General features: G+C 70.3%; 29 protein-coding genes and 1 pseudogene. 18 read left to right on the forward strand and 12 right to left on the reverse strand.

The genetic code is table 11. From position 1 onward, the window contains the following. Positions 1-32: 32 nt before the first annotated feature. Positions 33-692, reverse strand: coding sequence for a hydrolase (locus ACWC5C_RS28240; RefSeq protein WP_450879807.1), 660 nt, complete (start codon positions 690-692; stop codon positions 33-35). A 160-nt stretch (positions 693-852) separates the two neighbouring features. Here ACWC5C_RS28240 and ACWC5C_RS28245 point away from each other — a divergent pair, with 160 nt between their 5' ends. After that, entirely contained in the window at positions 853-1,317 is a 465-nt protein-coding gene (locus ACWC5C_RS28245) for a MarR family winged helix-turn-helix transcriptional regulator (protein ID WP_450879809.1), read from the forward strand. An 8-nt stretch (positions 1,318-1,325) separates the two neighbouring features. Here the strand turns inward: ACWC5C_RS28245 and ACWC5C_RS28250 are convergent, their stop codons facing one another. Continuing rightward, positions 1,326-1,739 (reverse strand): ATP-binding protein, encoded by a 414-nt coding sequence (locus tag ACWC5C_RS28250; protein WP_450879811.1) that lies wholly within the window; start codon positions 1,737-1,739, stop codon positions 1,326-1,328. Positions 1,740-1,861: 122 nt separating this feature from the next. On the opposite strand from ACWC5C_RS28250, the gene ACWC5C_RS28255 reads away from it, so the two are divergent. Together ACWC5C_RS28255 and ACWC5C_RS28260 are read left to right on the forward strand one after the other, a co-directional pair. Continuing rightward, positions 1,862-2,683 carry a helix-turn-helix domain-containing protein gene (locus ACWC5C_RS28255; protein ID WP_450879813.1) on the forward strand — a complete coding sequence of 274 codons (822 nt, stop codon included), beginning with the start codon at positions 1,862-1,864 and terminating at the stop codon, positions 2,681-2,683. Next, on the forward strand, positions 2,680-2,922 hold the full coding sequence (locus ACWC5C_RS28260) for a DUF397 domain-containing protein (protein ID WP_450879815.1): 243 nt from the start codon (positions 2,680-2,682) through the stop codon (positions 2,920-2,922). The genes ACWC5C_RS28255 and ACWC5C_RS28260 overlap by 4 nt, the downstream gene beginning before the upstream one ends. Here ACWC5C_RS28260 and ACWC5C_RS28265 read toward each other — a convergent pair. The 3 genes from ACWC5C_RS28265 to ACWC5C_RS28275 all read right to left on the reverse strand — a co-directional run bounded on the left by ACWC5C_RS28265 (position 2,906) and on the right by ACWC5C_RS28275 (position 5,453). Continuing rightward, complete coding sequence (locus tag ACWC5C_RS28265; RefSeq protein WP_450879817.1) at positions 2,906-4,114, reverse strand: cytochrome P450; 1,209 nt, start codon at positions 4,112-4,114, stop codon at positions 2,906-2,908. The genes ACWC5C_RS28260 and ACWC5C_RS28265 overlap by 17 nt on opposite strands. A gap of 104 nt (positions 4,115-4,218) precedes the next feature. Continuing rightward, the gene (locus ACWC5C_RS28270; RefSeq protein ID WP_450879819.1) at positions 4,219-4,677 is read right to left on the reverse strand and encodes a hypothetical protein; all 459 of its coding nucleotides are present in this window, start codon (positions 4,675-4,677) and stop codon (positions 4,219-4,221) included. Positions 4,678-4,682: 5 nt separating this feature from the next. After that, positions 4,683-5,453 (reverse strand): MerR family transcriptional regulator, encoded by a 771-nt coding sequence (locus ACWC5C_RS28275; protein ID WP_450879821.1) that lies wholly within the window; start codon positions 5,451-5,453, stop codon positions 4,683-4,685. Between the two features lie 164 nt (positions 5,454-5,617). Here ACWC5C_RS28275 and ACWC5C_RS28280 point away from each other — a divergent pair, with 164 nt between their 5' ends. Together ACWC5C_RS28280 and ACWC5C_RS28285 are read left to right on the forward strand one after the other, a co-directional pair. Next, positions 5,618-7,132 carry an alpha/beta hydrolase gene (locus tag ACWC5C_RS28280; protein ID WP_450880045.1) on the forward strand — a complete coding sequence of 505 codons (1,515 nt, stop codon included), beginning with the start codon at positions 5,618-5,620 and terminating at the stop codon, positions 7,130-7,132. After that, entirely contained in the window at positions 7,129-7,782 is a 654-nt protein-coding gene (locus ACWC5C_RS28285; RefSeq protein WP_450879823.1) for a hypothetical protein, read from the forward strand. The genes ACWC5C_RS28280 and ACWC5C_RS28285 overlap by 4 nt, the downstream gene beginning before the upstream one ends. Before the next feature lie 130 nt (positions 7,783-7,912). Here ACWC5C_RS28285 and ACWC5C_RS28290 read toward each other — a convergent pair whose 3' ends face one another. Continuing rightward, complete coding sequence (locus tag ACWC5C_RS28290) at positions 7,913-10,159, reverse strand: family 2 encapsulin nanocompartment cargo protein terpene cyclase (RefSeq protein ID WP_450879825.1); 2,247 nt, start codon at positions 10,157-10,159, stop codon at positions 7,913-7,915. A gap of 92 nt (positions 10,160-10,251) precedes the next feature. After that, a complete protein-coding gene (locus ACWC5C_RS28295; protein ID WP_450879827.1) occupies positions 10,252-11,670 on the reverse strand; it encodes a family 2B encapsulin nanocompartment shell protein in 1,419 nt (472 codons plus the stop codon). A 299-nt stretch (positions 11,671-11,969) separates the two neighbouring features. On the opposite strand from ACWC5C_RS28295, the gene ACWC5C_RS28300 reads away from it, so the two are divergent. Next, positions 11,970-12,650 (forward strand): polysaccharide lyase family 7 protein, encoded by a 681-nt coding sequence (locus tag ACWC5C_RS28300; protein WP_450879829.1) that lies wholly within the window; start codon positions 11,970-11,972, stop codon positions 12,648-12,650. A 70-nt stretch (positions 12,651-12,720) separates the two neighbouring features. On the opposite strand, the gene ACWC5C_RS28305 is transcribed toward ACWC5C_RS28300, so the two are convergent. The 3 genes from ACWC5C_RS28305 to ACWC5C_RS28315 are packed head-to-tail and all read right to left on the reverse strand — an operon-like array spanning position 12,721 to position 14,616. Further along, positions 12,721-13,455, reverse strand: a complete 735-nt coding sequence (locus ACWC5C_RS28305) for an SDR family oxidoreductase (protein ID WP_450879831.1) — start codon at positions 13,453-13,455, stop codon at positions 12,721-12,723. A 13-nt stretch (positions 13,456-13,468) separates the two neighbouring features. After that, positions 13,469-13,891, reverse strand: coding sequence for a cupin domain-containing protein (locus ACWC5C_RS28310; RefSeq protein ID WP_450879833.1), 423 nt, complete (start codon positions 13,889-13,891; stop codon positions 13,469-13,471). A 59-nt stretch (positions 13,892-13,950) separates the two neighbouring features. Next, positions 13,951-14,616 carry a nitroreductase gene (locus ACWC5C_RS28315; protein ID WP_450879835.1) on the reverse strand — a complete coding sequence of 222 codons (666 nt, stop codon included), beginning with the start codon at positions 14,614-14,616 and terminating at the stop codon, positions 13,951-13,953. Between the two features lie 120 nt (positions 14,617-14,736). Between ACWC5C_RS28315 and ACWC5C_RS28320 the strand changes: the two genes are divergently transcribed. Then, complete coding sequence (locus ACWC5C_RS28320; RefSeq protein WP_450879837.1) at positions 14,737-15,396, forward strand: FMN-dependent NADH-azoreductase; 660 nt, start codon at positions 14,737-14,739, stop codon at positions 15,394-15,396. A gap of 7 nt (positions 15,397-15,403) precedes the next feature. Here the strand turns inward: ACWC5C_RS28320 and ACWC5C_RS28325 are convergent, their stop codons facing one another. After that, on the reverse strand, positions 15,404-15,889 hold the full coding sequence (locus ACWC5C_RS28325) for a MarR family winged helix-turn-helix transcriptional regulator (protein WP_450879839.1): 486 nt from the start codon (positions 15,887-15,889) through the stop codon (positions 15,404-15,406). A 71-nt stretch (positions 15,890-15,960) separates the two neighbouring features. On the opposite strand from ACWC5C_RS28325, the gene ACWC5C_RS28330 reads away from it, so the two are divergent. The 3 genes from ACWC5C_RS28330 to ACWC5C_RS28340 all read left to right on the forward strand — a co-directional run bounded on the left by ACWC5C_RS28330 (position 15,961) and on the right by ACWC5C_RS28340 (position 17,916). Continuing rightward, entirely contained in the window at positions 15,961-16,440 is a 480-nt protein-coding gene (locus ACWC5C_RS28330) for a GNAT family N-acetyltransferase (RefSeq protein WP_450879841.1), read from the forward strand. 91 nt (positions 16,441-16,531) lie between these two features. Then, the gene (locus ACWC5C_RS28335; protein ID WP_385446211.1) at positions 16,532-17,314 is read left to right on the forward strand and encodes an MBL fold metallo-hydrolase; all 783 of its coding nucleotides are present in this window, start codon (positions 16,532-16,534) and stop codon (positions 17,312-17,314) included. Continuing rightward, positions 17,311-17,916: a DedA family protein gene (locus ACWC5C_RS28340; protein WP_450879843.1), complete on the forward strand. Its 606-nt coding sequence runs from the start codon at positions 17,311-17,313 to the stop codon at positions 17,914-17,916. Before ACWC5C_RS28335 ends, ACWC5C_RS28340 begins: the two co-directional genes overlap by 4 nt. Before the next feature lie 465 nt (positions 17,917-18,381). Here the strand turns inward: ACWC5C_RS28340 and ACWC5C_RS28345 are convergent, their stop codons facing one another. Continuing rightward, positions 18,382-20,019, reverse strand: coding sequence for an FAD-dependent oxidoreductase (locus tag ACWC5C_RS28345; RefSeq protein ID WP_450879845.1), 1,638 nt, complete (start codon positions 20,017-20,019; stop codon positions 18,382-18,384). Between the two features lie 159 nt (positions 20,020-20,178). Between ACWC5C_RS28345 and ACWC5C_RS28350 the strand changes: the two genes are divergently transcribed. The 8 genes and pseudogenes from ACWC5C_RS28350 to ACWC5C_RS28385 form a co-directional block, all read left to right on the forward strand. Continuing rightward, positions 20,179-21,348: a SchA/CurD-like domain-containing protein gene (locus ACWC5C_RS28350; protein ID WP_450879847.1), complete on the forward strand. Its 1,170-nt coding sequence runs from the start codon at positions 20,179-20,181 to the stop codon at positions 21,346-21,348. Positions 21,349-21,424: 76 nt separating this feature from the next. Beyond that, the gene (locus tag ACWC5C_RS28355) at positions 21,425-21,832 is read left to right on the forward strand and encodes a cupin domain-containing protein (protein WP_009714122.1); all 408 of its coding nucleotides are present in this window, start codon (positions 21,425-21,427) and stop codon (positions 21,830-21,832) included. Continuing rightward, complete coding sequence (locus ACWC5C_RS28360) at positions 21,829-23,091, forward strand: beta-ketoacyl-[acyl-carrier-protein] synthase family protein (protein ID WP_385446917.1); 1,263 nt, start codon at positions 21,829-21,831, stop codon at positions 23,089-23,091. The genes ACWC5C_RS28355 and ACWC5C_RS28360 overlap by 4 nt, the downstream gene beginning before the upstream one ends. Then, positions 23,088-24,356, forward strand: a complete 1,269-nt coding sequence (locus tag ACWC5C_RS28365; protein ID WP_450879850.1) for a ketosynthase chain-length factor — start codon at positions 23,088-23,090, stop codon at positions 24,354-24,356. Before ACWC5C_RS28360 ends, ACWC5C_RS28365 begins: the two co-directional genes overlap by 4 nt. Continuing rightward, positions 24,356-24,613, forward strand: coding sequence for an acyl carrier protein (locus ACWC5C_RS28370; protein WP_450879852.1), 258 nt, complete (start codon positions 24,356-24,358; stop codon positions 24,611-24,613). The genes ACWC5C_RS28365 and ACWC5C_RS28370 overlap by 1 nt, the downstream gene beginning before the upstream one ends. 1 nt (position 24,614) lies before the next feature. After that, on the forward strand, positions 24,615-25,079 hold the full coding sequence (locus tag ACWC5C_RS28375) for an SRPBCC family protein (RefSeq protein ID WP_450879854.1): 465 nt from the start codon (positions 24,615-24,617) through the stop codon (positions 25,077-25,079). 5 nt (positions 25,080-25,084) lie between these two features. Then, positions 25,085-25,408 (forward strand): TcmI family type II polyketide cyclase, encoded by a 324-nt coding sequence (locus tag ACWC5C_RS28380; protein ID WP_450880047.1) that lies wholly within the window; start codon positions 25,085-25,087, stop codon positions 25,406-25,408. 340 nt (positions 25,409-25,748) lie between these two features. Further along, a pseudogene (locus ACWC5C_RS28385) lies at positions 25,749-26,031 on the forward strand (hypothetical protein); the annotation flags it as partial.

A 26,031-nucleotide genomic window follows, 5' to 3' on the forward strand; every position in this document is an offset into this window, starting at 1 on the left:
GGTTTTGGGCCCCGTTGACCTCGTTCGCCGTGTCAGGCGCCGCTTCCGGCGCGCTCGGTGGCGAGGAGCTGCGTCTCCCAGGCGAAGGCCACCCCGGAGGCGCCGCCGTGCTGCGCCAGGACCTCGGCGGCGCCCGGCACGGTCTTCTCGCGGGCCCAGTCGCGCTGCCACTCGCCCAACACGGCCTGCCAGGTGATCGGAACCACGCCCGCCTGGACCATGCGGCGCACTGCCATCTCGTGCGACTCCTTCGTGGCACCGCCCGAGGCGTCGGTGACCGCGAAGACCTCGAAGCCCTCGCCCGCCGCCTGTATGGCTGGCATCGCCAAACAAACCTCCGTCCAGAGACCAGCGATGATCAGCTTCTTGCGCCCGGTCGCCTTGACGGCATCCACGACGCGCTCGTCCTCCCAGGTGTTGATGAAGGTCCTGTCGATCGGCTTCTGCTCCGGGAACACGTCCCGCAGTCCCTGGATGAGGTAGCCGCCGCGCTCCTCCAGCACGGTCGTGAGGATGGTCGGCACGTCGAACACCTTGGCGGTCTTGGCGAGTCCGACGACGTTGTTCACGACCATCGTCGGTTCGTGGCTGTTCAGGTTGGCGAACTGGAACGGCTGGTGGTCGATCAGTACGAGCACGCTCTCCTCGGGCGTCAGTAAGGCGTCGAGTCCGGCCTTCTTCTTGGTGCTCATGGGATTCCCCTTCTGGAGCTTCACGTCCGTCATTTGGTTGACGTGACAACTAAGCTAGGGGCAAGTAGTTGATACGTCAACTGGGCGCCATGGGGGGCGACTTCGGGGTACGTGCCGGGTGGGCGGACACGCGTCAGAGCCGCGCCGTTACGCTCCCCCCATGAACGCAACGCCTCGCTGGCTGACCTCGGAGCAGCAGGCCGCCTGGGACGGCTTCATCCACCTGCAGGAGAAGCTCATCGGGCGGCTCTCCCGCCGAGTCCAGGCCGACTCCGGGATGTCCGCCTCCGACTACATCGTGCTGGCCAAACTCACCGAAAACGGCGGGCGGATGCGCTTCATGGACCTGGTGAAGCTGGTGGAGTGGGAGAAGAGCCGCATGTCTCACCAGGTCAAGCGGATGACGACGCGCGGGCTGGTGGCCAAGGAAGATTGCCCCGACGACGGGCGCGGAGCGTTCATCGTCGCCACCGCGGCGGGCCGCAAGGCGATCGAGGACGCGGCGCCCGTGCACGTCGAGCACGTGCGCCGACTGTTCATAGACGCCCTCCCCCCTGAAGACCTCGCCGCGCTCGCCCGAATCTCGAACCGTGTGCTCGCGCACATGGAGAAGCAGCCCGACTGACGCCCCCCTTAGAGACGGACGCGGGCCCAGACGGTCTTGCCGACGGTGCGCGGTCGTACGCCCCACGCCTCGGCGAACCCCTCCACGATCGCCAGCCCGCGCCCGCGCTCGGAGTCCGGCGACGCGTCACCGGCCACCGGCAGCCCGTCGCCGGGGTCGGACACCTCGATGCCGACCAACTTCTCTGCGTCGTATGCGATACGCACCTCGTAGTACCTCCCGGGTACGCGGCCATGCCGTACCGCGTTGGTCGCCAGCTCCGACAGCACGAGCATCGCCAACGGGAGCGAGCCGGGCGCCACGCCCCACCCGCGCAGTGCGGCCTCGGCCGCGTGGCGTGCGCGGTGGACGGATGGGGGCCTGGGGGCGAACCTCCGCATCCAGCCATGGATGGGGTTTACGCCGTGACTTTCTGCATTCATGGCTCAACTGTCAGTGCACATCGCTACCGTGCGCTAGTAGCAGAGAGTCAACGGCGCAGCTCAGCAACTTTGGTCGAACAGCCGTTGATTGGCGTTGAGTCACGTTGAGAGAGGTGGCTGAGGTGAGCCAGCCGAAGAAGAAGGTCTCGACAGCACCGACCGTGCAGTACTTCGCCGCTGTGTTGCGGCTACTGCGCGTCCAGGCGGGGCTGACCCAGGAAGAGCTGGGCAAGCTGATGGGGTATACGGGCTCGGCGATCAGCGCGGTCGAGACGTGCGCGAAGCCGCCGACAGACGAATTCGTTGAGGCGGCCGAAAAGGCGCTGGACACAGGCGGGTTGCTGACAGCGGCGATCGGCTTTCTGCGGCTGGAGCGGTACCCGGAACATTTCCAGGGCTTCGTACAGCTGGAGCAGGAGGCGCTCAGCGTGTCGTCGTACTGCACGCAGCTGATCGACGGACTGTTGCAGACTCCGGAATACGCCCGCGCGATGTTCGATCACGCATTCCCACCCGTCGACGCAGACGAAGCCGATCGACTGGTAGCGGCCCGATTGGATCGCAAGGCGCTGTTCGACCGCAAGCCGGGAGCGGTCGTCAACGTCATCATCGAGGAAGCAGCGCTGCGCCGACTGATCGGCGGGTTTACGATCATGCAGGCCCAGTACGCGTACCTCATCGAGTGCGCGAACCGCCCCAACGTGGTCATCCAGGTCATGCCGCAAAGTCGACCCGGGCATGCGGGCCTTGCAGGCCCGATGACACTCATCGAGACCCCGGACGACACGACGCTTGTCTATCTGGAGGGCCAGGGGAAGAGCATGCTGCTTTCCAAGCCGGACGAGGTCGGCGTCCTGGCCCGTCGCTATGCCATGATCAGGTCCCAGGCTCTCGGGCCAGAGGAATCCGTGCGCTTCATCGAGCAGTTGATGGGTGAGCTATGAGCAGACTCAGGTGGTTCAAGAGCAGCTACAGCGACTCCGGCGGCGGCCAATGCGTCGAGGTCGCCCTCGACTGGCACAAGTCGAGCTACAGCGACAACACCGGCGGCCAGTGCGTCGAGGTGGCGCAGACGCCCGCCACCGTCCACGTCCGGGACTCCAAGGTCCCGGACGGGCCGAACCTTCAGATAGCTGCCGACGCCTGGTCGGCCTTCCTGGGCACCCTCACCCGTCCCACGTAACCGGTAGGTGCCGCACGCCGCGCGTGGATACGCCGACCTTCCACTCCACGTCCCGCTCGGCGTCGGCAAACCGTAGCCCCGGCAACCGTTCCAGCAGCGTCCGCAGGGCAATCTGGAGTTCCACGCGGGCCAGTGGAGCGCCCAGGCAGTGGTGGGGGCCGTGGCCGAAGCCGAGGTGGGTGGCTTCGCGGCGGCGCAGGTCGAGTTGGGCGGAGTCGGTGAAGACGGACTCGTCGCGGTTGGCCGAGTTGATCGCGACGACGACCGGCTCACCGGCCCGTACGGTCACCCCGCCCAGCTCGATGTCTTCGAGCGCGTAGCGGGGCTGCATGCTGCCCGAGCCGAGCGGGGTGAAGCGCAGCAGCTCCTCGACCGCCTGGGGGACGAGGGAAAGGTCCGCGCGCAGGGCGGCGAGGTGGTCGGGCTGGGTGAGCAGGACGTAGAGGAAGTTGCCGAGCTGGGTGGCGGTGGTCTCGTGACCGGCGATGAGGATCGCTTCGGACAGCGAGAGCAATTCGTCCTCGGACAGCCGGTCGTCGTTCTCGCGCGCGGCGACCAGCGAGCTGAGCAGGTCCTCCTGCGGGTCGGTGCGGCGCTGTTCGGCGAGACCGGCCATGTAGTCGCGCAGGAGGGTCCGGTAGCCCTTGATCTCTTCGAGGGTGTACTTCGTGGTGGAGAGGAACGCCTCGGACCACAGCCGGAAGTCGGCCCGGTCCTCGAACGGGACGCCCAGCAGCTCGCAGATGACGGTGATCGGCAGCGGCAGGGCGAAGTCCTCGACCAGGTCGGCGGGGGCGCCGTCCGCCCGTATCGCGTCGAGCAGGTCGTCGGCGATGTGCTGGACGCGTGGCCGCAGCCGGTCGATCTGGCGCACGGTGAACGCCTTCGTCACCAGGCGGCGCAACCGGCTGTGCTCCGGCGGGTCGAACGTGCTGATCGTGCCGGGGCCGGGCGCGTACGGCCGTACGCGCGGGGAGTCGCGGCCGACGGAGGCCGCCCGGCTGAACCGGGGGTCGCCGAGGACGAGCCGGGCGTCCTCGTAGCGCGTGGCCAGCCACCCCGGTTCGCCGTACGGGAGTTGGACCCACGCGAGGGGCTCCTCGTGGCGCAACTGGGTGTACAGCGGGGCCAGGTTCAGCTTCTCGGCCGCGAACGGGTACGTCAGGGGCTCGGCGGGCTGGGCGGACGTCATACATCCTCCTTGGCGGTCCGTGTGGGGGGTCGGTGGGGCCACCACGGACCGCATTGTCCACGCCGGAGGCCAGGGAGATCATTAGAGATTTCCGCCGGAAGGGCTCACCGCCTGATACGGGCGCGACCGCTCTCCAGCTCCTCGCGGGCCACCTCCACGAACGCCTCGCGCCGCTCCCGCTTGACCGGCGACCGCCCTTCCTCGCTGCGCATCAGCGCGTGCAGCTCCTTGGTGTAGTCGTGGGCGGCCTGGGCGGCCTCGGTGGAACACACCAGCTCGACGGCCTTCGTCGCCAGCCACAGGTCGTGCAGCTTCTCGTCCTCGGGGTCATCGAGGGTCGGCATGCCGAGCTTTCGGCGGTCAAGGACCAACTCGACCCGCTGCACCGCCTTTAAGAACCCCGATATCGCCTCCTTGCGCTCCGACCGCGCCACGTCCGCGCGGTGCCGGTGGTCGCGCTGCACCTCGACGCGGTTGGCCAGGTGCTGCCCTACGAGGGTCCCCGTCGTCCCGAGCAGAACGCCGATCAGGGCGAGGACCGTGCCGTCCGAAAATCCATCCACGCCACCTAGCTTTGATCATGATCCGGCGATCCGCCAGACCGCTCAGGGGACCGCGTGGCGTCGTCCTCCGAAAGCAACGCGTGCACGCGCTGCAGGACGTCGATATGGGCCTCGTTGTAGAACTCGACCAGCGCGTGCGCGACGACCGACTCGGCGACCGCCCGCCCCCGGTGGGAGGAGGCTTCCAGGTCGCGCAGGATCGGGTGGTCCCGCTGCTGTCTGCGGGCTACGGGCGCGAGGCGCCGCGCGAGCTGCTCGCGAACGTCCTCGGGCGCGTCCGCCGGAAGGGCCTCGAACTGCGCGTCGAGGTCGCCGCGCGGCGCGGACAGCTGCTCCTTGAGGGCGGACATCGCCGAGGGGGTGAGCAGGCTGGAGCACGCCAGCAGGAAGGATCGCGCCGCCTCCGGCAGGTCGTCGGCGAGTGTCCTGAAGTCCAACGGCATGTCGAGGGAGGCCTGGTTGTCGAGGATCGCCGCCAGTTCCCGCCGCATCCGCTGCTGGCGTTCGATGCTCGCCGCGAGTTCCGTATCCAGGGCGCGCAGGATCTGCTCCGCCTTCTCGTCGGCGGATTCGATCGAGGGGATGTCCGACAGCGGCACGCCGAGGTCGACCAGCCTGCGGATGCGCAGCAGGCGGACCAGGTGCGTGACGCCGTACCGCTTGTAGCCGTTGGGCGCTCGTTCCGGCTCGTCCAGCAGGCCGATCGCGTGATAGTGCCGGACGGTTTTCAGTGTCGTACCGGCGAGTTCGGCCAGCTGACTCGTACTCCACGCCACGGCAAGGCCCTTCCTGGACGGATGCCCATTCAAGACCGTGCCCCTGGGGCATGGTCAACATCCGGCCGCGCCGGGTTGACCATGCCCCAAGGGCACGGAGTGCGATGGGCGGCGACCACGGATGTGAGACGGGGATGCGGAGACCGGACATGAAACGACCGGACATGAAACGACGACGCGGTATCGGCCGAGGCTCGGCCCTGGCGGCCGTCCTCGGCCTCGGCGGCTCGCTGCTCGCGGCGCCGCCCGTCCTCGCGGACGGGGCGCGGGCGCCGCAGGTGCGGTGGGGCACCTGCCCCGAGGACGTCGTGGCGGAAGCGGCCCCGACCGTGCTGCGGTGCGCCACCGTGCCCGTACCGGTGGACTACGCCGACCCCGGCAGCGCCCGGATCGACCTCATGATCTCCCGGCTGGCCAGTACGGACCCGGACCAGCGGCGCGGGACGCTCATGCTCAACCCGGGCGGCCCCGGCGGGTCCGGACTGGCGCTGCCCGCGCTGCTGGTGGCCCGGGGCATTCCCGCCAGCGTCCTGGACAGCTACGACCTGATCGGCATGGACACCCGGGGCATCGGCCACTCGGCACCGGTCACGTGCGGGTTCACGCCCGACGGCCCGTACATCGCCAACATTCCTCCCTACGCGGCCGACGACGCGGCGGTCACCCGACAGGCGAAGGTCGCCAAGCGGGTGGCCAGGCAGTGCGCGCGCCACGACCGCGACGGACGGCTGCGCCACCTGACCACGGCGAACACCGCCCGCGACCTGGACCGCATCCGGGCCGCGCTCGGCGAGGAGAAGACCAGCTACCTGGGCTACTCCTACGGCACGGCGCTGGGCGCCGCCTACGCGTCGATGTTCCCCGAGCGCTCCGACCGCGTCGTGCTCGACAGCAACATCGGTGACACCCACCTCGACCGCGACGGCCTGCGCCGCTACGCCCTCGGGATGGAGCAGTCGTTCCCCGACTTCGCGAAGTGGGCCGCCGCACGGCACGACAGCTACGGCCTGGGCCGCACTCCCGCGCAGGTCCGCAGGACCTACCTCACCCTGGCCGCGCGGCTCGACAAGGCTCCGGTGGCGGGCTTCGACGGCAGCCTGATGCGGCTGTACACCTTCGGCAATCTGTTCAAGAAGACGCAGTACCCGAAGCTGGCCCAGCAGTGGCAGGCGCTAGCGGGCGGCGACGGTACGGCGGCCCGCCGCCCCCTGCCGCGTCACGCCACCACGGACGACGCGCCGTCCTCGTTCGACAACTCCCTGTCGGTGTTCCTCGCCGTGACCTGCAACGACGTCAAGTGGCCCAAGGGCGTCGACACCTACCGGAACGGCGTCGCCAAGGACCGCGACCGCTACCCACTGTTCGGCGCCGCCACCGCCAACATCACGCCCTGCGCCTACTGGCCGCACACCCCGGCCGAGCCGCCGGTCCCGGTCAACGACGACGGCCCGCGCAACGTACTCCTCGTACAGAACCTGCGCGACGCGCCGACACCGCACGTCGGCGCGCAGACGCTGCGCCAGAAGTTCCCGAACCGCTCCCGGCTCGTCAGCGTGGACGACGGCGGCCACGGCGCCTACGTCCTGGGCGACAACCCCTGCGCGCTGAACACCACGACCGCGTTCCTCACCACGGGCCAGCGCCCGCCACGGGACCTCACCTGTCCGGCGAAGACGTGATCAGAGAGTGGCGGCGACAGCGGGCTGCGCAGCGGGTCAAGCCGGGAGACGGGCGAGCGCTGAAGCCCTTCCGCTGGTGGCAGTTGCCCTTCCGCGCGCTGTTCCATCTTCGGCCGACGAGCGACGACGGCACGCACCCGGTCTACGCCGTCGACATAAGACACTGGCAGAACTACTCGTCCGACACCCTCAAGGCCCACCTCTACCGCGACGGCAGGCAGCACGCCGTGTCCACACTCCCCGCCGTCTTCCCCGTCCCGGGCGGCACCGTCGAGGTGAGGACGAGCGCCTTCGGGGTCAAGCGCTGCCACTACGTCACCGACGGCGGTTATGAGCACCAGCTCGTCCCCGATCCCCACTCCGCCGAGGGGCGCCGCGCACGCCTCGAACACGGGCACCCCGCGCTGAGCCGCGCCATCGGTCTCCTCTCGCTGTGCGTGCTCGTCGCCGCCCTGGCCATCCTCATCCCACAAGCCGCCGAACAGCTCACCCAGCCCGAGGCCATCGCCCAGCACACCGGGACCTTCACCTCGCCGATCGACCTGCCGAAGTGGGGCAACATCACCCTCGGCTTCGCCACGGCGACGGCCAGCACCGAGCGAGCGTTGCGGCTGCGCCACAGCTGGCTCCTCGACGGCGGAGCGGGGTGAGCCACGCGAACCGCGTCAACGCCCTCGCGACAGCCGGACCGTGCTTGGCAAGCACGTCGATACCACTGCTCCGCAGCGGCTCACCGAGGCCACGGGAAGTCTCATGGTCTGCGAGGTTGATGCCGAGGCGTCACCGCCGTCCCGTGAGCCCAGGGAGGCGGGCGGCCGAGGTTCCCAGACCGGTGGGGATGTCGAGGCGGCGGTGCGGGCGCCCGGGGAGGTCACGGCGCAGGTCGTCCTCCTTGTAGCGGCGGCAGCCCTGGTGCCAGGTGAGGATGCCCGACAGCCAGTTCTCCAGCTCGCGCACGTAGCCGTCCAGGATGCGGCGGGCGTCCGGACCCAGCTTGAAGTCGTCGTAGACGACGGGGAGTTCGTGCTGCGCGACATGCTGGAACTGGCGCATCCGGGAGGTCATCAGGTCGTGGACGATGCCGAGGGCGGTCGGGTAGTCGCAGTTGAAGAAGTTCTGGACGACCAGGACGCCGTTGTGCACCTCGCCCTCGTACTCGATCTCCTTCTGGTAGGAGAAGACGTCGTTGAGGAGGCAGGCGTAGTCCGCGGCGGCGTTCTCCAGGGAGCGCAACGGGCCGCTGCGGTAGATCTCGGGTGGGACCTGCTGCCCGTGGGCCAGTCGGCACAGGCTCATGGTGAGGTCGGAGCCGAAGGTCATCCGGCGCATCTCGATGTAGTCGACGGGGTCGGGGATACGGTTCTGGGCCTGGTTGGCCAGTTCCCACAGCCAGCTGGAGCTCATGTCCTCGATGGCCGTGCGGAAGGTGCGGCGGGCCTGCGGGGTCATGGGGCCGGCGGTGCGGGTCCAGAGGTCGGCCAAGCCGCGCTCCAGCGCGTTGGCGGGGGCGGGCGGCGCGGAGCCGTCCACCGGCATGAAGGACGAGAGCCGCTGGTTGGCGGCCGTCGCCCCGGCCAGGTCCCGGGTGCGGCCGAAGACTACGGGGAAGTAGTCGTCCCCGTACGTGCCCCAGGTCAGCCAGCCGGAGGTGATGTCGAGCTGCTCCGGGGTGGCGTCGGGGTGGATGCCGGCCGCGCACAAGGGGAAGTCGAAACCGGCGAGCTTGCGCTCGTTCCAGATGTGCGAGCCGGGGATGCCGGGCTGGGCTTCGAGCATGCCCATGCGGCGCCCCCACTCGACCACGTTCCGCCGGGCACCGTCCAGGTGCGGACTGAGCCGGGTGGTGAACGGCATGAAGAAGTCGGGAAGTTGAGAGGGCCCCACGCGCTGGTGCGGGACGTGGGTGAAGCTCCGCAGCCGGCCGGCCTCGGCCCGGCGGGTGGTCGTCAGCCCGATCCGCGCCGCCGAGGTGCCCAGCCCGCTCGGCAGGAGCGAGAAGCCGCCGAGTCCCGACGGATCCGGGCTCCCCTCCGCCCCGCCCCCGTTCATGTAGCGGCTGGACCGCATGTGCCACTCGTGGCCGCCCGACTGCCAGTCCTGCAACCCCTTGACGTAGGCGAGGACGGCCGCGCACTGGTCCGGGCTCAGGCCGGTCTCGGCGAAGAGCGGGGGGAGTTCGGTGAAGACGGTGTTCTCGAACTGCTGGAGGCGGGAGGTGAGCAGGTCGCCCACGGCGTCGGCGGCCTCCTGGGTGGCGCAGCCGAGGAAGGTCTCCAGGACCAGCACGCCGTTACTGTTCTCTCCCTCCTCTTCAACCTCGCGCTGGTACGAGAACAGGTCGTTCCGCAGGTGCACGGCGTCGGAGAAGCTGTCCCGCAGCACCTGCAACGGGCGTGAGGCGGCGACCGGCGCGGGCACCTCGGCCCCGATCGCGTACTCGACGAGCCCCGCCGACCAGGGGGCACCGCCGACCTTTCGGCGCATCTCGATGTACTCGACGGGGTTGGGAATGCGGTGGGCGTTGATGTTGGACAGCTCCCACAACGACTCGTTGAGGAGGTTCTCGGTGCTCTCCGCGAACCGGGCCCGCCAGTCCGCGGACATGCTCGGCACCGTACGGGCCCACAGGTCGGCCAGACCGGCCTCGACCGGGTTCGTCGGCTCGGGGACGGCCGCCGCGGGGTCGGCCGGCATGAAGAGCGGCAGGCGGTCGAGGTACGCCTTGCCGCCCTCCCGGTCGTTCGTGTACTTGAATTCCTCGAGGAAGTGGTCGTCGAAGAAGAAGACCCACACGTACCAGTCGGTCACCAGGGAAAGGGCCGGGCCGGACGCGTCGGGGTGGGTGTAGGCGCACAGCAGGGCGTAGTCGTGCGCGTCGAGGTCCCGCTCCTCCCAGACCCCCGAGCCCTCGAGCATGCCCATCTCACGGGCCCACCGCTTCGAGTGCTGCCGCGCCTCCTCCAGATGAGGGTTCCGGCGCGCGGGGTGCGGCATGTAGAAGTCCGGCAGTTCGAAAGGCTGTGTCACGGGTGCCCGGCCCTTTCCTGAATGCGAAGCGTGCGATCAAGCCGTGTCCGGCGGATCACCCGGGGGCGCGCACCCTGATCCGCCGGGCATCTCTAGTCCCCGTAGTGACCGATTTCGACGTCTTCGAGGATGCCGAGCGCGTCCGGGACGAGTACCGCCGCAGAGTAGTAGGTACTGACCAGGTAGGAGATGATCGCTTTCTCATCGATGCTCATGAAGCGGGCGTTGAGGCCGGGCTCGATCTCGTCGGGGATGCCGGTCTGGTGGAGACCGACGACGCCCTGGTCCTCCTCGCCCGTGCGCATGGCCAGGATGGAGCTGGTGCCGGTGGAGCTGACCGGGATCTTGTTGCAGGGCAGGATCGGGATGCCGCGCCAGGCCGGCACCTGGTGGCCCTCCAGCTCCCCGCCCTGCGGGTAGAGCCCGCGCTTGTTGCACTCCCGGCCGAAGGCCGCGATCGCCTTCGGGTGGGCCAGCAGGAACTGGGTCTTGCGCCGCCGCGAGATCAGCTCGTCGAGGTCGTCGGGGGTGGGCGGGCCGCTGTGGGTACGGATGCGCTGCTTCAGGTCGGCGTTGTGGAGGAGACCGAAGTCACGGTTGTTGACCAGCTCGTGTTCCTGGCGCTCGCGCAGTGCCTCGACCGTGAGACGGAGCTGCTGCTCCACCTGGTTCATGGGATCGTTGTAGAGGTCGGCGACGCGGCTGTGCACGCGGAGCACGGTCTGGGCGACGCTCAGCTCGTACTCGCGGGGGCTCAGCTCGTAGTCGACGAAAGTGCCGGGCAGGGACAACTCGCCCTCGTGCCCGGAGGCCAGGTCGATGGCGGCCTCTCCCTGCTTGTTCTGCGGCGGGCGAGCGACGGAGCGGAGCGCCTCCAGGTGCGTGCGCAGCCCTTCCGAGCGGCCCTGGACCTCCTCGAAGGCCGCCCGGGGCAGGCTCAGGACGGTGCACGCCGTCACCGCGCGCACCGTGAACTCCCACTCGCCGGCCGAGCCGGTCAGCATCCCCTCGCCGACGTAGTCGCCGTCCGCGAGCACACCGAGGACGGTCGGGTCGCCGTACTTGCCGGTGCCCAGCTTGTTGCCCTTGCCGTGCGCGATGAGAACGACCTCGTCGGCCGGGCGGCCCGACTCCACTATGGTCTCGCCGGCGGCCACCTCCCGCTGCTCGAACCGCTCCGCCAGCGCGCCCAGGGCCTGCTCGTCCGTGAAGTCCCGCAGCGGCGGCAGCTCGCGCAGCTCGGCGGGAATGACCCGGACGTCCTCGCCGGTGGCGACGAACTCGACCCGGCCGTCGCCGAGGGTGTGCGTGAGTCGGCGGTTCACCCGGTACGCGCCTCCGGAGACCTGCACCCACGGCAGCAGGCGCAGCAGCCACCGCGAGGAGATGCCCTGCATCTGCGGCGGGGTCTTGGTCGTACTCGCCAGATTCCGCGCGGCAGCCGTGGCCAGGCTCAGCTGCGGCTGTCGGCCGTCCTGGCCGGCAGTGGTCGGGTCGAACGGCATAGACATGAAGGCGCCATCCATCCATAGGAGCGGGAGAGAGAACGACAGCAACGGCCGGTCGCAACTGTCGGGGCACAAGAAGATGATCTTTACCCGCAGTGGACCCTAACACTCCGCATTTGCCAAGCAACTCGGTGTACTGACCGAGAGGTTCCGGGCGCAAGCGACCCAATTCAGTTCTGAATGCCCGACGACTCAGATCGACAGAAGCGGTGCGTTCATTGATATGGACACGTCATCGACCCTGGCCTACGTTGACGCCTGGTCCGGACCATGACGACCGCATGACGACTGGAGGTGGGCACATGCCCGCGTTACGCACGAGGGCCAGAGTGGGCGTCGCCGTCGGCGCGCTCATGGCCGCGCTGACGGGGACCGCCACCGCGCACGGCGCGGAGGCCGCCGCCGATCCGACCGACGGGTGGACGGAGAAGACGTACACGTACAGCATGCAGAAGCCGTACGACCTGGATCTCAGCGACCGCTACAGCTACAACTCCGGCACCAAGACCCACACCATGTGGGTGAACTCCACCGACAAGCCCTTCGAGGAAGGCAATTCGACCAATCCGCGCACCGAGATGCGCTGGAAGAACGACTACACCTCGGGCAAGCGGATGTGGGACGCCGATGTGTACATCCCGTCCGGCACCAACGGCGCGGACATCATGCAGATCCTGCGCACCAAGCGCCCGTCCGGGACCCCCGCCACCGACATCATGTTCCGGGCGTCCAGCGCGAACGGCGGCACGCTCAAGCGCTATACGAACGAGACCATCAAGACCGGGATCTACAACACCTGGTGGAACCTCAAGGTCGCCCACGACGCGACCGCCGGAACGATCCAGGTCTACGCGGACGACAAGCTGGTCCTGACCGCCGACGACCGCGGAGAGGCCACCCGCTACTTCAAGAACGGCGTCTACCACCACGGTTCGGGCAAGGCCGAGGCCCGCTTCCGGAACGTGCGCTACTGGACGAAGTAGCGGCCCGCCCGTACGTCATGTCGGCCGCCGAACGCGGCGGCCGACACGAAGCGGCCGGGCGCCCGGCGGCTCAGGCGGTGAGCCAGTCGGTGTAGTGGGTGGGGGCGAGGCGGGCGTCGCCCTTGGTGGTGAGGACGTCGCCGCGGACGGCGGCGTACATGCCCGCGGTGTCGTCGAGGACGACGGTGCGGCCGTCGGAGCGGGCGTCCACGGTGACCCGACCGAGTTCGTCGAGGGTGAAGACGTCGGGCCCGCCGATGTCGCGGGTGCCGTTCAGCGGGGCGCCGACGGCGACCTCGGAGACGGCGTCGGCGACGTCCTGCGCGGCGATCGGCTGGATCGGCGTGGCGGGCAGGCGGACGGTGTCGCCCTCGGTGGTCCAGGACAGGACCGCGTCCATGAATTCCATGAACTGGGTGGCGCGGACGATCGAATACGGGACCGGCCCGGCCTTGAGGACGTCTTCCTGGAGGACCTTGGCCTGGAAGTAGTCCAGCTCGGTCACCTTTTCCGCGCCGACGATCGAGAGAATGACGACGTGCCGCACCCCGCCCTTCTGGGCGGCGGCCAGGAGGTTGTCCATCGAGGTCTGGAAGAAGGCCGTGGAGGCGGCGTCGAAGGTCGGGGAATTCGTCAGGTTGACGACGGTGTCGGCACCGGCCACCGCCTGTTCCAGGCCCTTTCCGGTGACGATATCGACCCCGGTGGAGGGCGAACACGCCACGGCCTCATGGCCCGCCGCGTTCAGTTTCTTCACGACCTTCGATCCGATGAGGCCGGTACCGCCGAGAACTGCGATCTTCATGGTCACCTTCGTTTCAGGGTCGGGCAGGGCGCGGGGCGCGCCGGTCCGTGCGCTGGGCCAGTTCCTCGTCGTCCACCAGAGTCAGCATGGGCTGATCCGGTGCGCACATCATCGTCACGAGAAAACGGCTCCAGGAATCCGTTCGGTTGTTCCCGTCCTGGTAGTGGATGACATCGCCGCCCGGCTCCCAGAACGTCTCTCCGGCCCTGATCACCCGCTCCGGCTCGCCTTCCAGCTCGAAGAGCATCTCCCCTTCGAGCAGGTATCCGAACGCGGGACCGGAATGCCGGTGCGGAGGGGTGCCGGGATCACCCGGGGGATATTCGACGAGGACGGTCATCACGTGCGCCCCTTCCGGGACGAATGGCGGCGTTGCCGTCTGCAGCGTGGTCAGCGCCGTCTTCCACGCTTCGAATGGTGGCTTTTTGCTCGGCATGGGTCATAAGTAAAGACCGGAGCGGCCTTCTGGCCATGACGACCCGCGCTAATCCCGCGCTAATCCCCGGCGAACGTGACCGTCTCGCCGAGCGGCGCCCGGCCCGTGCGGACGTCATCCACCGCCACGTCCTCGAATCCGATCGACATACCGCAGAAGAGCATCAGCTCATCCGGGGGCGACAGGACCTCCGCGACGGTCCGGTGGAATTTCGCCCACGCCATTTGCGGGCAGCTGTGCAGCCCTTCGGCACGGAGCAGCACCATGACGGTCTGCAGATACATCCCGACGTCGGACCACTGGGCCGGGCCCTGGTCGCGGTCGATGTAGCAGAACAGGGCGGCGGGCGCGCCGAAGCAGTCCCAGTTCGCGGAGGCGGCCCGCTGACGTGCCTCGATGTCCTCGCGCGGAATGCCGAGGGCGCCGTAGCGCTGCTCGCCGAAGGCGGCTCGGCGCTCGCGGTACGGGGATTTCAGCGCGGGCGGGTACTGCGTGTACTCCGCCTCGTCCCAGGGGTCGCCCGTGGCCAGCCGCTCACCGGCGCGCTTCTTCAGCTCGGCCAGCGGCGCGCCGGTCACCACGTAGGCGTGCCACGGCTGGATGTTCGACCCGGACGGTGCCCACGCGGCGGCGGACAGCACGCGCTCCAGCGCCTCCCGTGGGACGGGCCGGTCGGTGAATCCGCGCACCGCTCGTCGGGTGGTGACCGCCTCATAGACGTCCACGATCGCCTGCCTCCCAGTCGTTCGGCTTCCCTCACGCTTCGTTACGCTCACAACCGTATCATTCGATACAGTCTCGTGCGAGACTACAGCTCTCGTACCCCTCTCATCAGGAGAAACCTCATGGTCACGCTGTTGCACATCGACTCGTCCGTGCTCCCCGGCGAGGCGTCCTCGTCCCGTTCGGTCGCGGCCGCCTTCCGCCAGGCCTGGGAGGAGCAGCACCCGGAGGGCACCGTGATCTACCGCGACGTCGCCGCCCACCCGGTCCCGCACATCACCGCCGACGCCTGGTCCGCCGGTTACGCCGACGCGTCCGAGCACACCCCGGAGCAGTCCGCCGCGTTCGCCGCGCGCATCACGCTCATCGAGGAGCTGGAGCGGGCGGACGCCGTCCTGATCGGCGCGCCCATGCACAACTTCTCGATCCCCTCGACCCTCAAGGCGTGGCTGGACAACGTGCTTCTGCTCGGCCGCACCGCGGGCGAGACCCCTTCGGCCCAGGGCACCCCGGTCACCGTCATCGCCAGCCGTGGCGGTTCGTACGCGCCGGGCACCCCGCGCGAGGGCTTCGACTTCGTACAGAACTACCTGGAGGCCGTCCTCCAGGGCACCCTCGGTCTGGACCTCGACTTCATCGTCCCGGAACTCACCATGGCGCCCCGCAACCCGGCCATGTCCGGGCTGATCCCCCTCTACGAGGCGTCCCGCGAGCGCGCCTTCCAGGACGCGGCCACCAAGGCCAAGGCGCTCGCGGAGCGGCTGGCCACGAAGGCCGTATGAGGTGCGTCTAGGTTCCGTCGGCGGCGGGGTGGGCGAGCCGGGTCAGCAGATCCGTCAGCTGCCCCGGCTCGCCGGGGCCCAGGTCGGCGACCAGCCGCTCGGCCAGCGGCTCCGCCGCCACATGGGCCGCGTCGTAGAGGTCGAGGCCCTGCTGCGTGATCTCCACCGCCCGCACCCGCCGGTCCCCCGGTACGGACTTGCGGACGGCCAGCCCCTTGCGCTCCAGGTCGTCCACGATCCGCATGATGCCCGCCTTGTCCGACCCCGTCGCCGTCACCAAGTCCCGCTGCACGGTGGGGCCTTGGTTGACCAGCTCGATCAGCACGGAGAAGTGCCGCAGCTCGATGCCGAGCGGGCGCAGCGCCTCCGCCATCAACGCCGCCGCGTGCGCGTGCGCGCGGCGCAGCAGCAGGCCGAGAGCGAAGGGAGAGGGGTCCCCGGGGCGGTCTGTCGCACGTGAGACGGTGCTGTCGCGGGGAGCGTCGGCGGTCATTTCCGTGACGGTAGCACTTGATTTCGCTGGTGACGGGCCGGGGCGACGGCCCTCGGTGCAGACTTGAGGGCATGAGCGGACCCAGGGTGCGGCTGCGTGCGGTGAACCGGGACGACCTCGCGGTCTTCTTCGACTACCACCGGGACGCGGAGGCCAGCCGGATGGCGGCCTTCACCGCGGACAACCCCGACGACCGGAGCGCCTTCGACGAGCGCTGGGACCGGATCCTCGGCGACGACACCGTGGTGAAGCGGACGGTGCTGTACGACGGGCGGGTGGCCGGGAACGTGCTGGGGTTCGCGCAGTACGGCGATCCGTCCGTCGGCTACTGGATCGGGCGCGAGCACTGGGGCAAGGGGATCGCCACGCGTGCGCTCGCGGCCTTCCTGGAGGAGATGCCGCTGCGCCCCTTGTACGCCCGGGTCGCCGCCGACAACGCGGGCTCGCTGCGGGTGCTGGAGAAGTGCGGGTTCCGGGTGACCCGGGAGGAACGGGCGTACGCGGCCGCGCGGGGGCAGGAGATCGGTGAGCTGGTGCTGATCCTGGGCTGATCCCGGGCTGATCCTGGGGTGAGCCTGGGGTGATCCTGGGGTGAGAGGATCGGACCGGACGGTGTGGTACGTGCGCGACGGGAGGCACCGCGTGTCGGTGGAGATCACCTGGTGGGGGCATGCCACCGCGACCGTGCGGGACTCCGGCGTACGGGTCCTGACCGATCCCCTCTTCGTACGCCGCCTGGCCCATCTGCGCCGCCGCCGCGGGCCCGTGCCGCCGCCGGACGCGGCGGTGGCCGATGTCGCGCTCGTCTCGCATCTGCACGCCGACCATCTGCACCTCGGCTCGCTGGCCCGGCTGTGGCCCGGCACCCGGCTGATCGTGCCGTACGGCGCCGGGCGGGCCGTGCCGGGGCTGCGGCGGGTGGCCTCGGCGGGCGGGCTGCGGGTCACCGAGGTGCGGCCGGGAGACGAGGTGTCGGTCGGCGACGTACGGATCCGGGCCGTGCCCGCCGCCCACGACGGCCGCCGCCTGCCGTTCGGGCCGCACCGGGCGCCCGCGCTCGGGTACGTGCTGCGCGGCGAGGCCACCACGTACTTCGCGGGCGACACCGGGCTGTTCGACGCGATGGCGGACGCGGTCGGCCCGTGCGACGTGGCGCTGCTGCCGGTCGGCGGCTGGGGCCCGTACCTGGGCCACGGCCACCTCGACGCGGGCCGCGCGGCCCAGGCGCTGGCCCGGCTGGGGGCGCGCAGCGCGGTGCCGGTGCACTACGGGACGTACTGGCCGATCGGCCTGGACGCGGTGCGGCCGCACGAGTTCCACGCGCCCGGGGACGACTTCGTCCGGCACGCGGGGCGGCTGGCCCCCGACGCCTCGGTGCACCGGCTGCGGCACGGGGAGTGCGTGCGGCTGGAGCCCGCCAGGTGATAGGTGAATTGGCGCGGCTGCCCGCCGAGTCCACCCAGCAGGCGGTGGGCTATCCGTCGCTGTTCCTGCTGGTGGTGCTGGGGTCGCTGGTGCCGGTGGTACCGACGGGGGCGGTGGTCAGCTCGGCGGCCGTGGTGGCCGTCCACCAGTCCTCGCCCTTCTCGCTGCTGTTCAGCTTCTGCGTGGCCGCGCTGGCCGCGTTCCTCGGGGACCTCGCGCTGTACTGGCTGGGGCGGCGCGGTGTGCGGTCCAGAGGCGGCTCGCGGTGGCTGGAGCGCATCCACGACCACGCGGCGCCGGAGCGGCTGGATCAGGCGCGGACGAAGCTCACCGAGCACGGGGTGGCGGTGCTGGTGCTGTCCCGGCTGGTCCCGGCGGGCCGTATCCCGGTGATGCTGGCGTGTCTGCTGGCCAGCTGGCCGCTGCGGAGGTTTGCGCGGGGGGCGGGGCCTGCGGCGCTGGCGTGGGCCGGGACGTATCAGGTGATCGGGGTGGTGGGTGGGTCGGTGTTCCGCGAGCCGTGGGAGGGGGTGGTGGCCGCCGTGCTCCTGACTGTGGCGATCGCGGTGGCCCCTGGGGTGTGGCGTCGGCTGCGGCGCTGATTCGCGGGGGCTCCGCCCCCACACCCCCGCCGGGGCTCCGCCCCGGACCCCGCTCCTCAATCGCCGGAGGGGCTTGATTTGGTGCAGATTCGCCGTCGACTGCGGGTCCGGGGACGCCGGACCGGCCGGATTTGGTGCAGATTCGCCCTCGGCCCCCGGCCCGGGGACGCGGGGCGGGCCGGATGTCGTGCGGATCCGGCCTCGGCCGCGGGTTCGGGGTGCCACCGAGCGGGCTGGATTTGGTGCGGATCCGGCCTCGGCACCCGGTCCGGGGACGCTGGCCCGGCTGGATTTGGTGCAGATTCGCCGTCGACTGCGGGTCCGGGGACGCCGGACCGGCCGGATTTGGCCCCCGCCGCAGGTCTGGGGCGCCCGAAGGCGGGGGCCGGGGGTATCCCCCGGTTTCGGGAAGGGGCGGGGTGGGGGAAACCCCGCCCGGGGCGGGGTTCCCGGGCGGGCCCAGGGTCAGCTGCCCAAGCGCAGAACCTCCCGCAACACCTCCGTCAGCAGGGCGTACGGGTCGGACGCGGCGCGTTCCGCTCGCCAGGCTACGAAGCCGTCGGGGCGGACCAGGACCGCGCCGTCGGGGGCCGTGCCGTGGAGTTCGGACCAGTCGGTGCCCGGCTCGGGGGCCAGTTCGTGGTCCGGCTCCGTGCCGACGCGGTAGCAGTCGAGGGGGACGCCGAGGGCGTCGGCGGCGCGGCGGCCCGCCTCGTGCCAGGCGGCGCCGCCCGGGCCGGTGAGCAGCACGCAGGTGCGCTCGTACAGGTCGAGGGTGGAGAGCCGGACCCCGCAGCGGTGGACCCACATGTGGGGCGCGCGGCCACCCGGCTCGGCGGAGATCTCGAAGCGGTCGGGGACGGCGGGGCCCGCGGGGTCGGTGCCGAGGACCGCGCCGTTCACGTAGCGGTAGCCCATGGCGACGGCCATCACGTTGCTCTGCGGGCCCGCGGTGGGCGGGGCGGAGTAGCCGGGGTGGCTGTGCTCGGCCGAGCGGGAGGCGGCGCGGGCGCTGGTGGCCTGGGCGACGGGCTGCCGCTCGGTGCCGTACGTCTCCAGCAACCCGGGCCCGGCCCAGCCGCCGAGGACGGCGGCGAGCTTCCAGGCCAGGTTGTGGGCGTCCTGGATGCCGGTGTTGGAACCGAAGGCGCCGGTCGGGGACATCTCGTGGGCGGAGTCCCCGGCGAGGAAGACCCGGCCTGAGCCATAGGCGTCGGCCACCCGCTCGGCCGCGTGCCAGGGCGCCTTTCCGGTGATCTCGACCTCAAGGTCGGGCATGCCGACGGCGGTGCGGATGTGCTGGGCGCAGCGCTCGTCGGTGAACTCCTCCAGGGTTTCGCCGCGCTCGGGGTGCCAGGGGGCGTGGAAGACCCACTGCTCCTGGTTGTCGACGGGCAGGAGCGCCCCGTCGGCCTCGGGGTTGGTGAGGTAGCAGGCGATGAAGCGGCGGTCGCCGACCACGTCGGCGAGGCGCTTGGCGCGGAAGGTGATGGACACGTTGTGGAACAGCTCGCCGTGTCCGCTCTGGCCGATGCCGAGCGCCTCGCGCACCGGGCTGCGGGGGCCATCGGCGGCGATGAGGTAGTCGGCGCGGACGGTGGAGCGGGTCTCGGTGCGGCGGTCCAGGATGACGGCGGTGACCCCGTCGGCGTCCTGCTCGAAGGAGAGCAGCTCGGAGCCGAAGCGGAGGTCGCCGCCGAGGTCCTGGGCGGCTTTCACCAGGACCGGTTCGAGGTCGTTCTGGCTGCACAGACACCAGGCGGAGGGGCTGAGGCGGGCGGCCTTGCCGCCCGGGTCGATGTCCCGGAAGAGCCAGTTGTGCTCCTCTCCGGCGAGCGACGGGGTCTGCATGATGCCGTGGTTGTCGGCCAGGACGGCCGCCGCCTCGCGGATCGCGGACTCCACTCCGGCGGTGCGGTACAGCTCCATCGTGCGGATGTTGTTCCCCCGCCCGCGCGGGTGGTGGGAGGTCCGCGGATGCTTCTCGACGAGCAGGTGGCCGATCTCCAGACGGCCCAGGAACAGTGAGGCGGACAGGCCCACCAGAGAGCCTCCCGCGATGAGGACGGGCACGCGTGTCGCAGTGTCGGCAAGACGATTCATCTTGCAGCTATGCCCGCTGTTTCCAGCCCCGTTCGGGGCTCTGACCAGGCGTTCCCTCAGATGGCTCACAAATCTCGCGCCATACGTGGGAGCGCCCCACGATCGGTCTGACGGGCGGCGCATCCAAGGAAGGACGCATCCCCCTAGGAGGAGTGGAATATGAGCACCCTGCCCCAGACTCCACAGCCCACCACGACACCAACCATGACCACGCGGTCCTCGCAGTCCTCACTGGCCGATTCGCGGCTGCGCGTGGTGCTGCTGCTGGATGTGCGCAGCGGTGCCGAGGAGCGTTTTCTGCGCGCGTATGACGAGCTGTGCCAGCAGGTGGCCTCGGTTCCGGGGCATCTCAGCGACCAGTTGTGCCAGTCGATCGAGGATCCCTCCAAGTGGCTGATCACCAGCGAGTGGGAGAGCGCCCCGCCGTTCCTCGCCTGGGTGGACAGCGAAGCGCACCGGGAGATGGTCAAGCCCATGCACGGCTGCGTGGAGGACACCCGGTCGCTGCGGTTCGGCATCCTGCGGGAGACCGAGCCCCGGGGCGACCGCGGGACGACGATGGCCCGGGGACGGCTGCAGGCCGCGCCGAGGATCGGCGACGGACTGGTCCGGCACGGCCTGACGTTCACCGTGAAGCCCGGTTCGGAGAAGGACGTGGCGGCGATCCTGGCCGATTACGCCCCGATGGAGACGCGGGTGGACGACGCCACGCGGCTGTGCCGGACGTCGCTGTTCATGACCGGCAACCGGGTCGTCCGGGCCGTCGAGGTGAAGGGCGACCTGGTGTCGGCGCTGCGCCATGTGTCCCGGCAGCCCGAGGTGCGTGCGGTGGAGGCGGCCGTCAACCCGTATCTGGAGGAGCCGCGCGACCTGGACGACCCGGACGCGGCACGGGAGTTCTTCTACCGGGCCGCGCTTCCCGTGGTGCACCACCTGACGGCGGTCAACGGGGCGAACGGCGGCGCGCCCGCAGGCCCGTTGCGGCGGCACGCCCTGTGCTACCCGGTCCGGGAGGGGTCCGGCACGGCCGTGGCCCGGCTGCTGGCCCGCCAGGACGAACTGGCGATGAACTCCGGCACGACGCCCCTGGTGAGCAGCACGATCTTCCAGCAAGAGGACCTCGTCGTCCGGATGATCGACATGCGGGCGCCGCTGGACCAGGACCCCGCGCTGGCGGTCGGGGTCGGCGGCAAGCGTGCCGCGGCCGTGCTGGCCCGCCTCGTCGAACGCGGCCAGGACCGGGACCTGTCCCACCAGGACGGGCTGCGGCGGTTCCTCGCGGACTGCGACATGGAGCCGGTCACCGACCGCCGGGCGGCGGACTACTGACCTTCCCCACCCCTCCTTTACGGCCCTCACGCCCTTTATGACCCCATGTCACGTCCCATGTCCGGAGGCACCGATCATGACCACGCAGTCCCCCCACATCGTCGACCTCGCCGACGTCGCTCACAACACCCGGCGCGGCGGCGATCTGCGCGCCATGCTCACCCCGAGCACGGTGGGCGCCACCAGCGGCTTCATGGGCCTGGCCCTCATGCGGCCGGGCGAGCGCATCGGTGAGCACTACCACCCGTACTCCGAGGAGTTCGTGTTCGTCGTCTGCGGCGACCTGGAGGTGGACCTGGACGGGACCGCGCATCAGCTGCGCCCCGACCAGGGCCTGCTGATCCCCCGCGACATGCGGCACCGCTTCCGCAACGTCGGTGACACCGAGGCCCGGATGGTCTTCCATCTGGGCCCGCTGGCTCCCCGTCCCGAGCTGGGACACGTGGACACGGAGGCCACCGAACCTGCCGAGGCGTCATCGTGACGCGACGGGTGGCGATCACCGGGCTCGGCGTGGTCGCACCGGGGGGCGTGGGGGTTCCGGCCTTCTGGGACATGCTCACCGCCGGGCGCACGGCGACGCGGGGCATCACCCTCTTCGACCCGGCGGGGTTCCGTTCGCGGATCGCCGCCGAATGCGACTTCGACCCGGTGGCCGCCGGGCTGACCACGGAGCAGACCGAACGCTCCGACCGGTACGTGCAGTTCGCGCTGGCGGCCTCCATGGAAGCCACCCGGGACGCGGGCCTCGCGACCGGCGGCGAGGACCAGTGGCGTACGGGGGTGTCGCTGGGCACCGCCGTCGGCGGCACCACCCGGCTGGAGAACGACTACGTCGCGGTCAGCAACAAGGGCGACTCGTGGAACGTGGACCACCGGCGGGCCGGGCCGCATCTGCACCGGGCGTTCTCGCCCAGCGCGCTGGCCTCCGGAGTGGCGGAGCTGATCGGGGCGCAGGGGCCGGTGCAGACCGTCTCGACGGGCTGCACCTCCGGTCTTGACGCGATCGGCTACGGCTTCCAGACGATCGAGGAGGGCCGGGCCGACGTGTGCGTCGCGGGCGCGGCGGACTCCCCCATCTCCCCCATCACGGTGGCCTGTTTCGACGCCATCAAGGCCACCTCGGCCAACAACGACGACCCCGCGCACGCGTCGCGCCCGTTCGACGCGCGCCGCGACGGCTTCGTGCTGGGCGAGGGCGCCGCCGTGCTCATCCTGGAGGAGCTGGAGCACGCGCGCGCCCGGGGCGCCCGGATCTACTGCGAGATCAAGGGGTTCGCCACCTACGGCAACGCGTACCACATGACCGGGCTGACCCGGGAGGGCCTGGAGATGTCCGAGGCCATCGACCACGCGCTGGGCCACGCCCGGATCAACAGCTCCGACATCGACTACGTCAACGCGCACGGCTCCGGCACCCAGCAGAACGACCGCCACGAGACGGCCGCCGTCAAGCGCTCGCTGGGCGACCACGCGTACCGGACGCCGATGAGTTCGATCAAATCCATGGTGGGGCATTCGCTGGGCGCCATCGGGGCCATCGAGATCGTGGCCTGCACCCTGGCCCTCGCGCACGGCGTCGTGCCGCCCACGGCCAACTACGAGAATCCCGACCCCGAGTGCGACCTGGACTACGTACCGCGCACCGCCCGCTCCCTGCCGCTGCGCCATGTGCTCTCGGTGGGCAGCGGGTTCGGCGGCTTCCAGTCCGCGGTGGTGCTCAGTCATGGGGGTGCGACATGAACGCGACCATGAAGACGACGAGCAAGGCCAAGAAGCACGTCCGGGGCGCGGCGATCACCGGAATGGGGATCGTGGCGCCCAACGGCGTGGGCACGGACGCCTTCTGGAAGGGCGTACGGGAGGGGATCACCTTCCTCGACCGGCTCACCCGCGAGGGCTGCGAGGACTCCCCGCTGCGGATCGCGGGCCAGGTCCGCGGCTTCGACCCGGGTGCGCTGATCGAGGAGCGGTATCTCGTCCAGACCGACCGCTTCACCCACTTCGCGATGGCCGCCGCCGAGCTGGCGCTGGACGACGCGAGGCTGCCGCGCAAGGACATGTCGCCGTACGCGGTGGGCGTGGTGACCGCGTCCGGCTCCGGCGGCGGCGAGTTCGGCCAGCGCGAGCTGCAGCAGCTGTGGGGCAAGGGGCCGCGCTATGTGGGCCCGTACCAGTCGATCGCCTGGTTCTACGCGGCCAGCACCGGCCAGATCTCCATCCGGGGCGGGTTCAAGGGCCCGTGCGGGGTGGTGGCCAACGACGAGGCGGGCGGCCTGGACGCGCTCGCGCACGCCTGCCGGTCGATCCGGCACGGGGCGGACGCGATCGTGGTGGGCGCCGCCGAGGCGCCGCTCGCCCCGTACTCGGTGGTCTGCCAGCTGGGGTACGAGGAGATGAGCCTGGCCCGGGACGCGGGCCGGGCCTATCTGCCGTTCACCGCCGACGCCTGCGGCTTCGCGCCGGGCGAGGGCGGCGGGATGCTCGTCGTCGAGGAGGAGGGCGCGGCGCTGCGCCGGGGGGCGCGGGTGCGCGGGCGGATCCTCGGCCACGGCGCGACCTTCACCGGCCCATCGAACTGGGAGCGGTCCCGGGAGGGCCTGGCGCAGGCCATCCGGGTCGCGCTGGCCGAGGCCGGGTGCGCCCCCGAGGAGATCGACGTGGTGTTCGCGGACGCCCTCGGCACCCCGGAGGCGGACCGCGCCGAGGCCCTGGCCATCGCCGACGCGCTCGGCGCCCAGGCCAGGCGGGTGCCGGTGACCGCCCCGAAGACCGGTTTCGGCCGGGCGTACTGCGCGGCCCCGGTGCTGGACGTGGCGGCCGCGCTGCTCGCCATGGAACACCGCGTGGTGCCGCCCACCCCGTACGTCACCGACGTATGCCATGACCTCGACCTGGTCACCGGCAGTTCCCGCGCCGCCCGGCCGCGGACCGCGCTGGTGCTGAGCCGGGGGCTCATGGGTTGCAACGCGGCGCTCGTGCTCCGCGGCCCGGAAGGAGATATCTGATGCCCAGTCAACTGTCCTACGGGGACCTGGCCTCGCTCATGAAGCGCTGCGCCGGACTGACCGTCGACCCGGAGCTGATGCGCACCCGGCCCCACTCCACGTTCGAGGAGTACGGGCTGGACTCGCTCGGTCTGCTCGCGATCGTCGGCGAGCTGGAGAACAACTACGGCACCCCGATCGAGCCCGGCGCCGAGAGCGCCAAGACCCCCGGCGACTTCCTCGACGTCATCAACACCTCACTCACGACGGGAGCATGAGATGACCGGCCACACCGACAACGAGATCCTGATCAAGGCTCCTCTGGATCTCGTGTGGGACATGACGAACGACCTGGAGAACTGGCCGAGCCTGTTCAGCGAGTACGCCTCGCTGGAGGTGCTCCAGCGGAACGGTGACACCACCACCTTCCGGCTGACCATGCACCCCGACGAGAACGGCAAGGTCTGGAGCTGGGTCTCCGAGCGCGAGACGGCCCGCGACGTGCGGACCGTCTGGGCGCGCCGGGTGGAGACCGGTCCGTTCGCCTTCATGAACATCCGCTGGGAATACGAGGAGGAGTCCGAGGGCACGCGGATGCGCTGGACCCAGGACTTCGAGATGAAGCCGGAAGCGCCGGTCGACGACGCCGGAATGACCGAGCACATCAACCGAAACTCCAAAATCCAGATGGAGCTGATCCGGGACAAGATCGAGCAGCGCGCCCGCGCGCGGGTGGGGGCGTGAGGAAAATGCACCGTGAACTGATCGTGGCCCGGATGAAGGAGAATGCGGCGCAGGACATAGCCGCCGTCTTCGACGAGTCGGACCGCCATGGGGAACTGCCGCATCTGATAGGTGTGCGCGGTCGGAGTCTGTTCCAGTTCGGCGATGTGTATCTGCATCTGATCGAGGCCGACCAACCGCCGGGACCCGAGGTCGCGCGAGTGGCCGGCCATCCGGAGTTCCGCGCCATCAGCGAACGCCTCTCGGCGTACGTACAGGCCTACGACCCGGCGACCTGGCGTGAGCCGAAGGACGCCATGGCGAACGAGTTCTACCGCTGGGAGCGCTGAGGGACCGGGCCGGGCGAGCGCCCGGCCCGATTTCAATCTGACGGCTGTATTCGAACCGGCTGCCGCATCACGCGGAAGCCGGTTCCGGCGTTACAGGAGAATCCGTCCTGACGTCCCGAAAAGCCTGTCGGACAATCAGGTGAATGACCATCAGCCCGTTCGCGCGGCATAAGAGTGATCAAGGGTCGGAACTCCACCCGGAGGGCTTACATCCGTCCGATTTGCTGGCCGCGTCAGGTGGCAGCGGGGCCACTCTTCGCTGACGGTGGTTAAGACGCCGACGCGATCCCTTTGTCTGGCAAATAGTCAGTAATCGCGCCGGTGCCGGAAGGAATGACTCATGCGATCTACTCGCGCACTCTTCGCCGGGGCGGCGATCGCCGCCACCCTGACCCTGGGCGCCCCCGCCGCCGCGTTCGCTGCCGACGTCTCGGACCCGGGCGGTCACGGCGGGTACTCGAGCAGCCAGGAGTCCTCCGAGGACGGCTACGGTCAGAGCGGCAGCTCCTGGAAGGACAAGGACAAGGACCCGAAGGAAGAAGAGCACGGGAAGGAAGAGCCGAAGGGCAAGGACGAGGACCCCCGCCACCACGAGGACGACTGGTCCGGCAGCGACCCGTCCA

Source organism: Streptomyces sp. NPDC001700 (assembly GCF_053596435.1).

What these genes read in the sequence shown, in the direction of transcription:
- ACWC5C_RS28240 (WP_450879807.1), bottom strand. Translation starts at nt 692, where the DNA reads ATGAGCACCAAGAAGAAGGCCGGACTCGACGCCTTACTGACGCCCGAG.
- ACWC5C_RS28245 (WP_450879809.1), top strand. Translation starts at nt 853, where the DNA reads ATGAACGCAACGCCTCGCTGGCTGACCTCGGAGCAGCAGGCCGCCTGG.
- ACWC5C_RS28250 (WP_450879811.1), bottom strand. Translation starts at nt 1,739, where the DNA reads ATGAATGCAGAAAGTCACGGCGTAAACCCCATCCATGGCTGGATGCGG.
- ACWC5C_RS28260 (WP_450879815.1), top strand. Translation starts at nt 2,680, where the DNA reads ATGAGCAGACTCAGGTGGTTCAAGAGCAGCTACAGCGACTCCGGCGGC.
- ACWC5C_RS28265 (WP_450879817.1), bottom strand. Translation starts at nt 4,114, where the DNA reads ATGACGTCCGCCCAGCCCGCCGAGCCCCTGACGTACCCGTTCGCGGCC.
- ACWC5C_RS28280 (WP_450880045.1), top strand. Translation starts at nt 5,618, where the DNA reads ATGAAACGACGACGCGGTATCGGCCGAGGCTCGGCCCTGGCGGCCGTC.
- ACWC5C_RS28295 (WP_450879827.1), bottom strand. Translation starts at nt 11,670, where the DNA reads ATGTCTATGCCGTTCGACCCGACCACTGCCGGCCAGGACGGCCGACAG.
- ACWC5C_RS28300 (WP_450879829.1), top strand. Translation starts at nt 11,970, where the DNA reads ATGCCCGCGTTACGCACGAGGGCCAGAGTGGGCGTCGCCGTCGGCGCG.
- ACWC5C_RS28305 (WP_450879831.1), bottom strand. Translation starts at nt 13,455, where the DNA reads ATGAAGATCGCAGTTCTCGGCGGTACCGGCCTCATCGGATCGAAGGTC.
- ACWC5C_RS28310 (WP_450879833.1), bottom strand. Translation starts at nt 13,891, where the DNA reads ATGCCGAGCAAAAAGCCACCATTCGAAGCGTGGAAGACGGCGCTGACC.
- ACWC5C_RS28320 (WP_450879837.1), top strand. Translation starts at nt 14,737, where the DNA reads ATGGTCACGCTGTTGCACATCGACTCGTCCGTGCTCCCCGGCGAGGCG.
- ACWC5C_RS28325 (WP_450879839.1), bottom strand. Translation starts at nt 15,889, where the DNA reads ATGACCGCCGACGCTCCCCGCGACAGCACCGTCTCACGTGCGACAGAC.
- ACWC5C_RS28330 (WP_450879841.1), top strand. Translation starts at nt 15,961, where the DNA reads ATGAGCGGACCCAGGGTGCGGCTGCGTGCGGTGAACCGGGACGACCTC.
- ACWC5C_RS28345 (WP_450879845.1), bottom strand. Translation starts at nt 20,019, where the DNA reads ATGAATCGTCTTGCCGACACTGCGACACGCGTGCCCGTCCTCATCGCG.
- ACWC5C_RS28350 (WP_450879847.1), top strand. Translation starts at nt 20,179, where the DNA reads ATGAGCACCCTGCCCCAGACTCCACAGCCCACCACGACACCAACCATG.
- ACWC5C_RS28355 (WP_009714122.1), top strand. Translation starts at nt 21,425, where the DNA reads ATGACCACGCAGTCCCCCCACATCGTCGACCTCGCCGACGTCGCTCAC.
- ACWC5C_RS28365 (WP_450879850.1), top strand. Translation starts at nt 23,088, where the DNA reads ATGAACGCGACCATGAAGACGACGAGCAAGGCCAAGAAGCACGTCCGG.
- ACWC5C_RS28370 (WP_450879852.1), top strand. Translation starts at nt 24,356, where the DNA reads ATGCCCAGTCAACTGTCCTACGGGGACCTGGCCTCGCTCATGAAGCGC.
- ACWC5C_RS28375 (WP_450879854.1), top strand. Translation starts at nt 24,615, where the DNA reads ATGACCGGCCACACCGACAACGAGATCCTGATCAAGGCTCCTCTGGAT.
- ACWC5C_RS28380 (WP_450880047.1), top strand. Translation starts at nt 25,085, where the DNA reads ATGCACCGTGAACTGATCGTGGCCCGGATGAAGGAGAATGCGGCGCAG.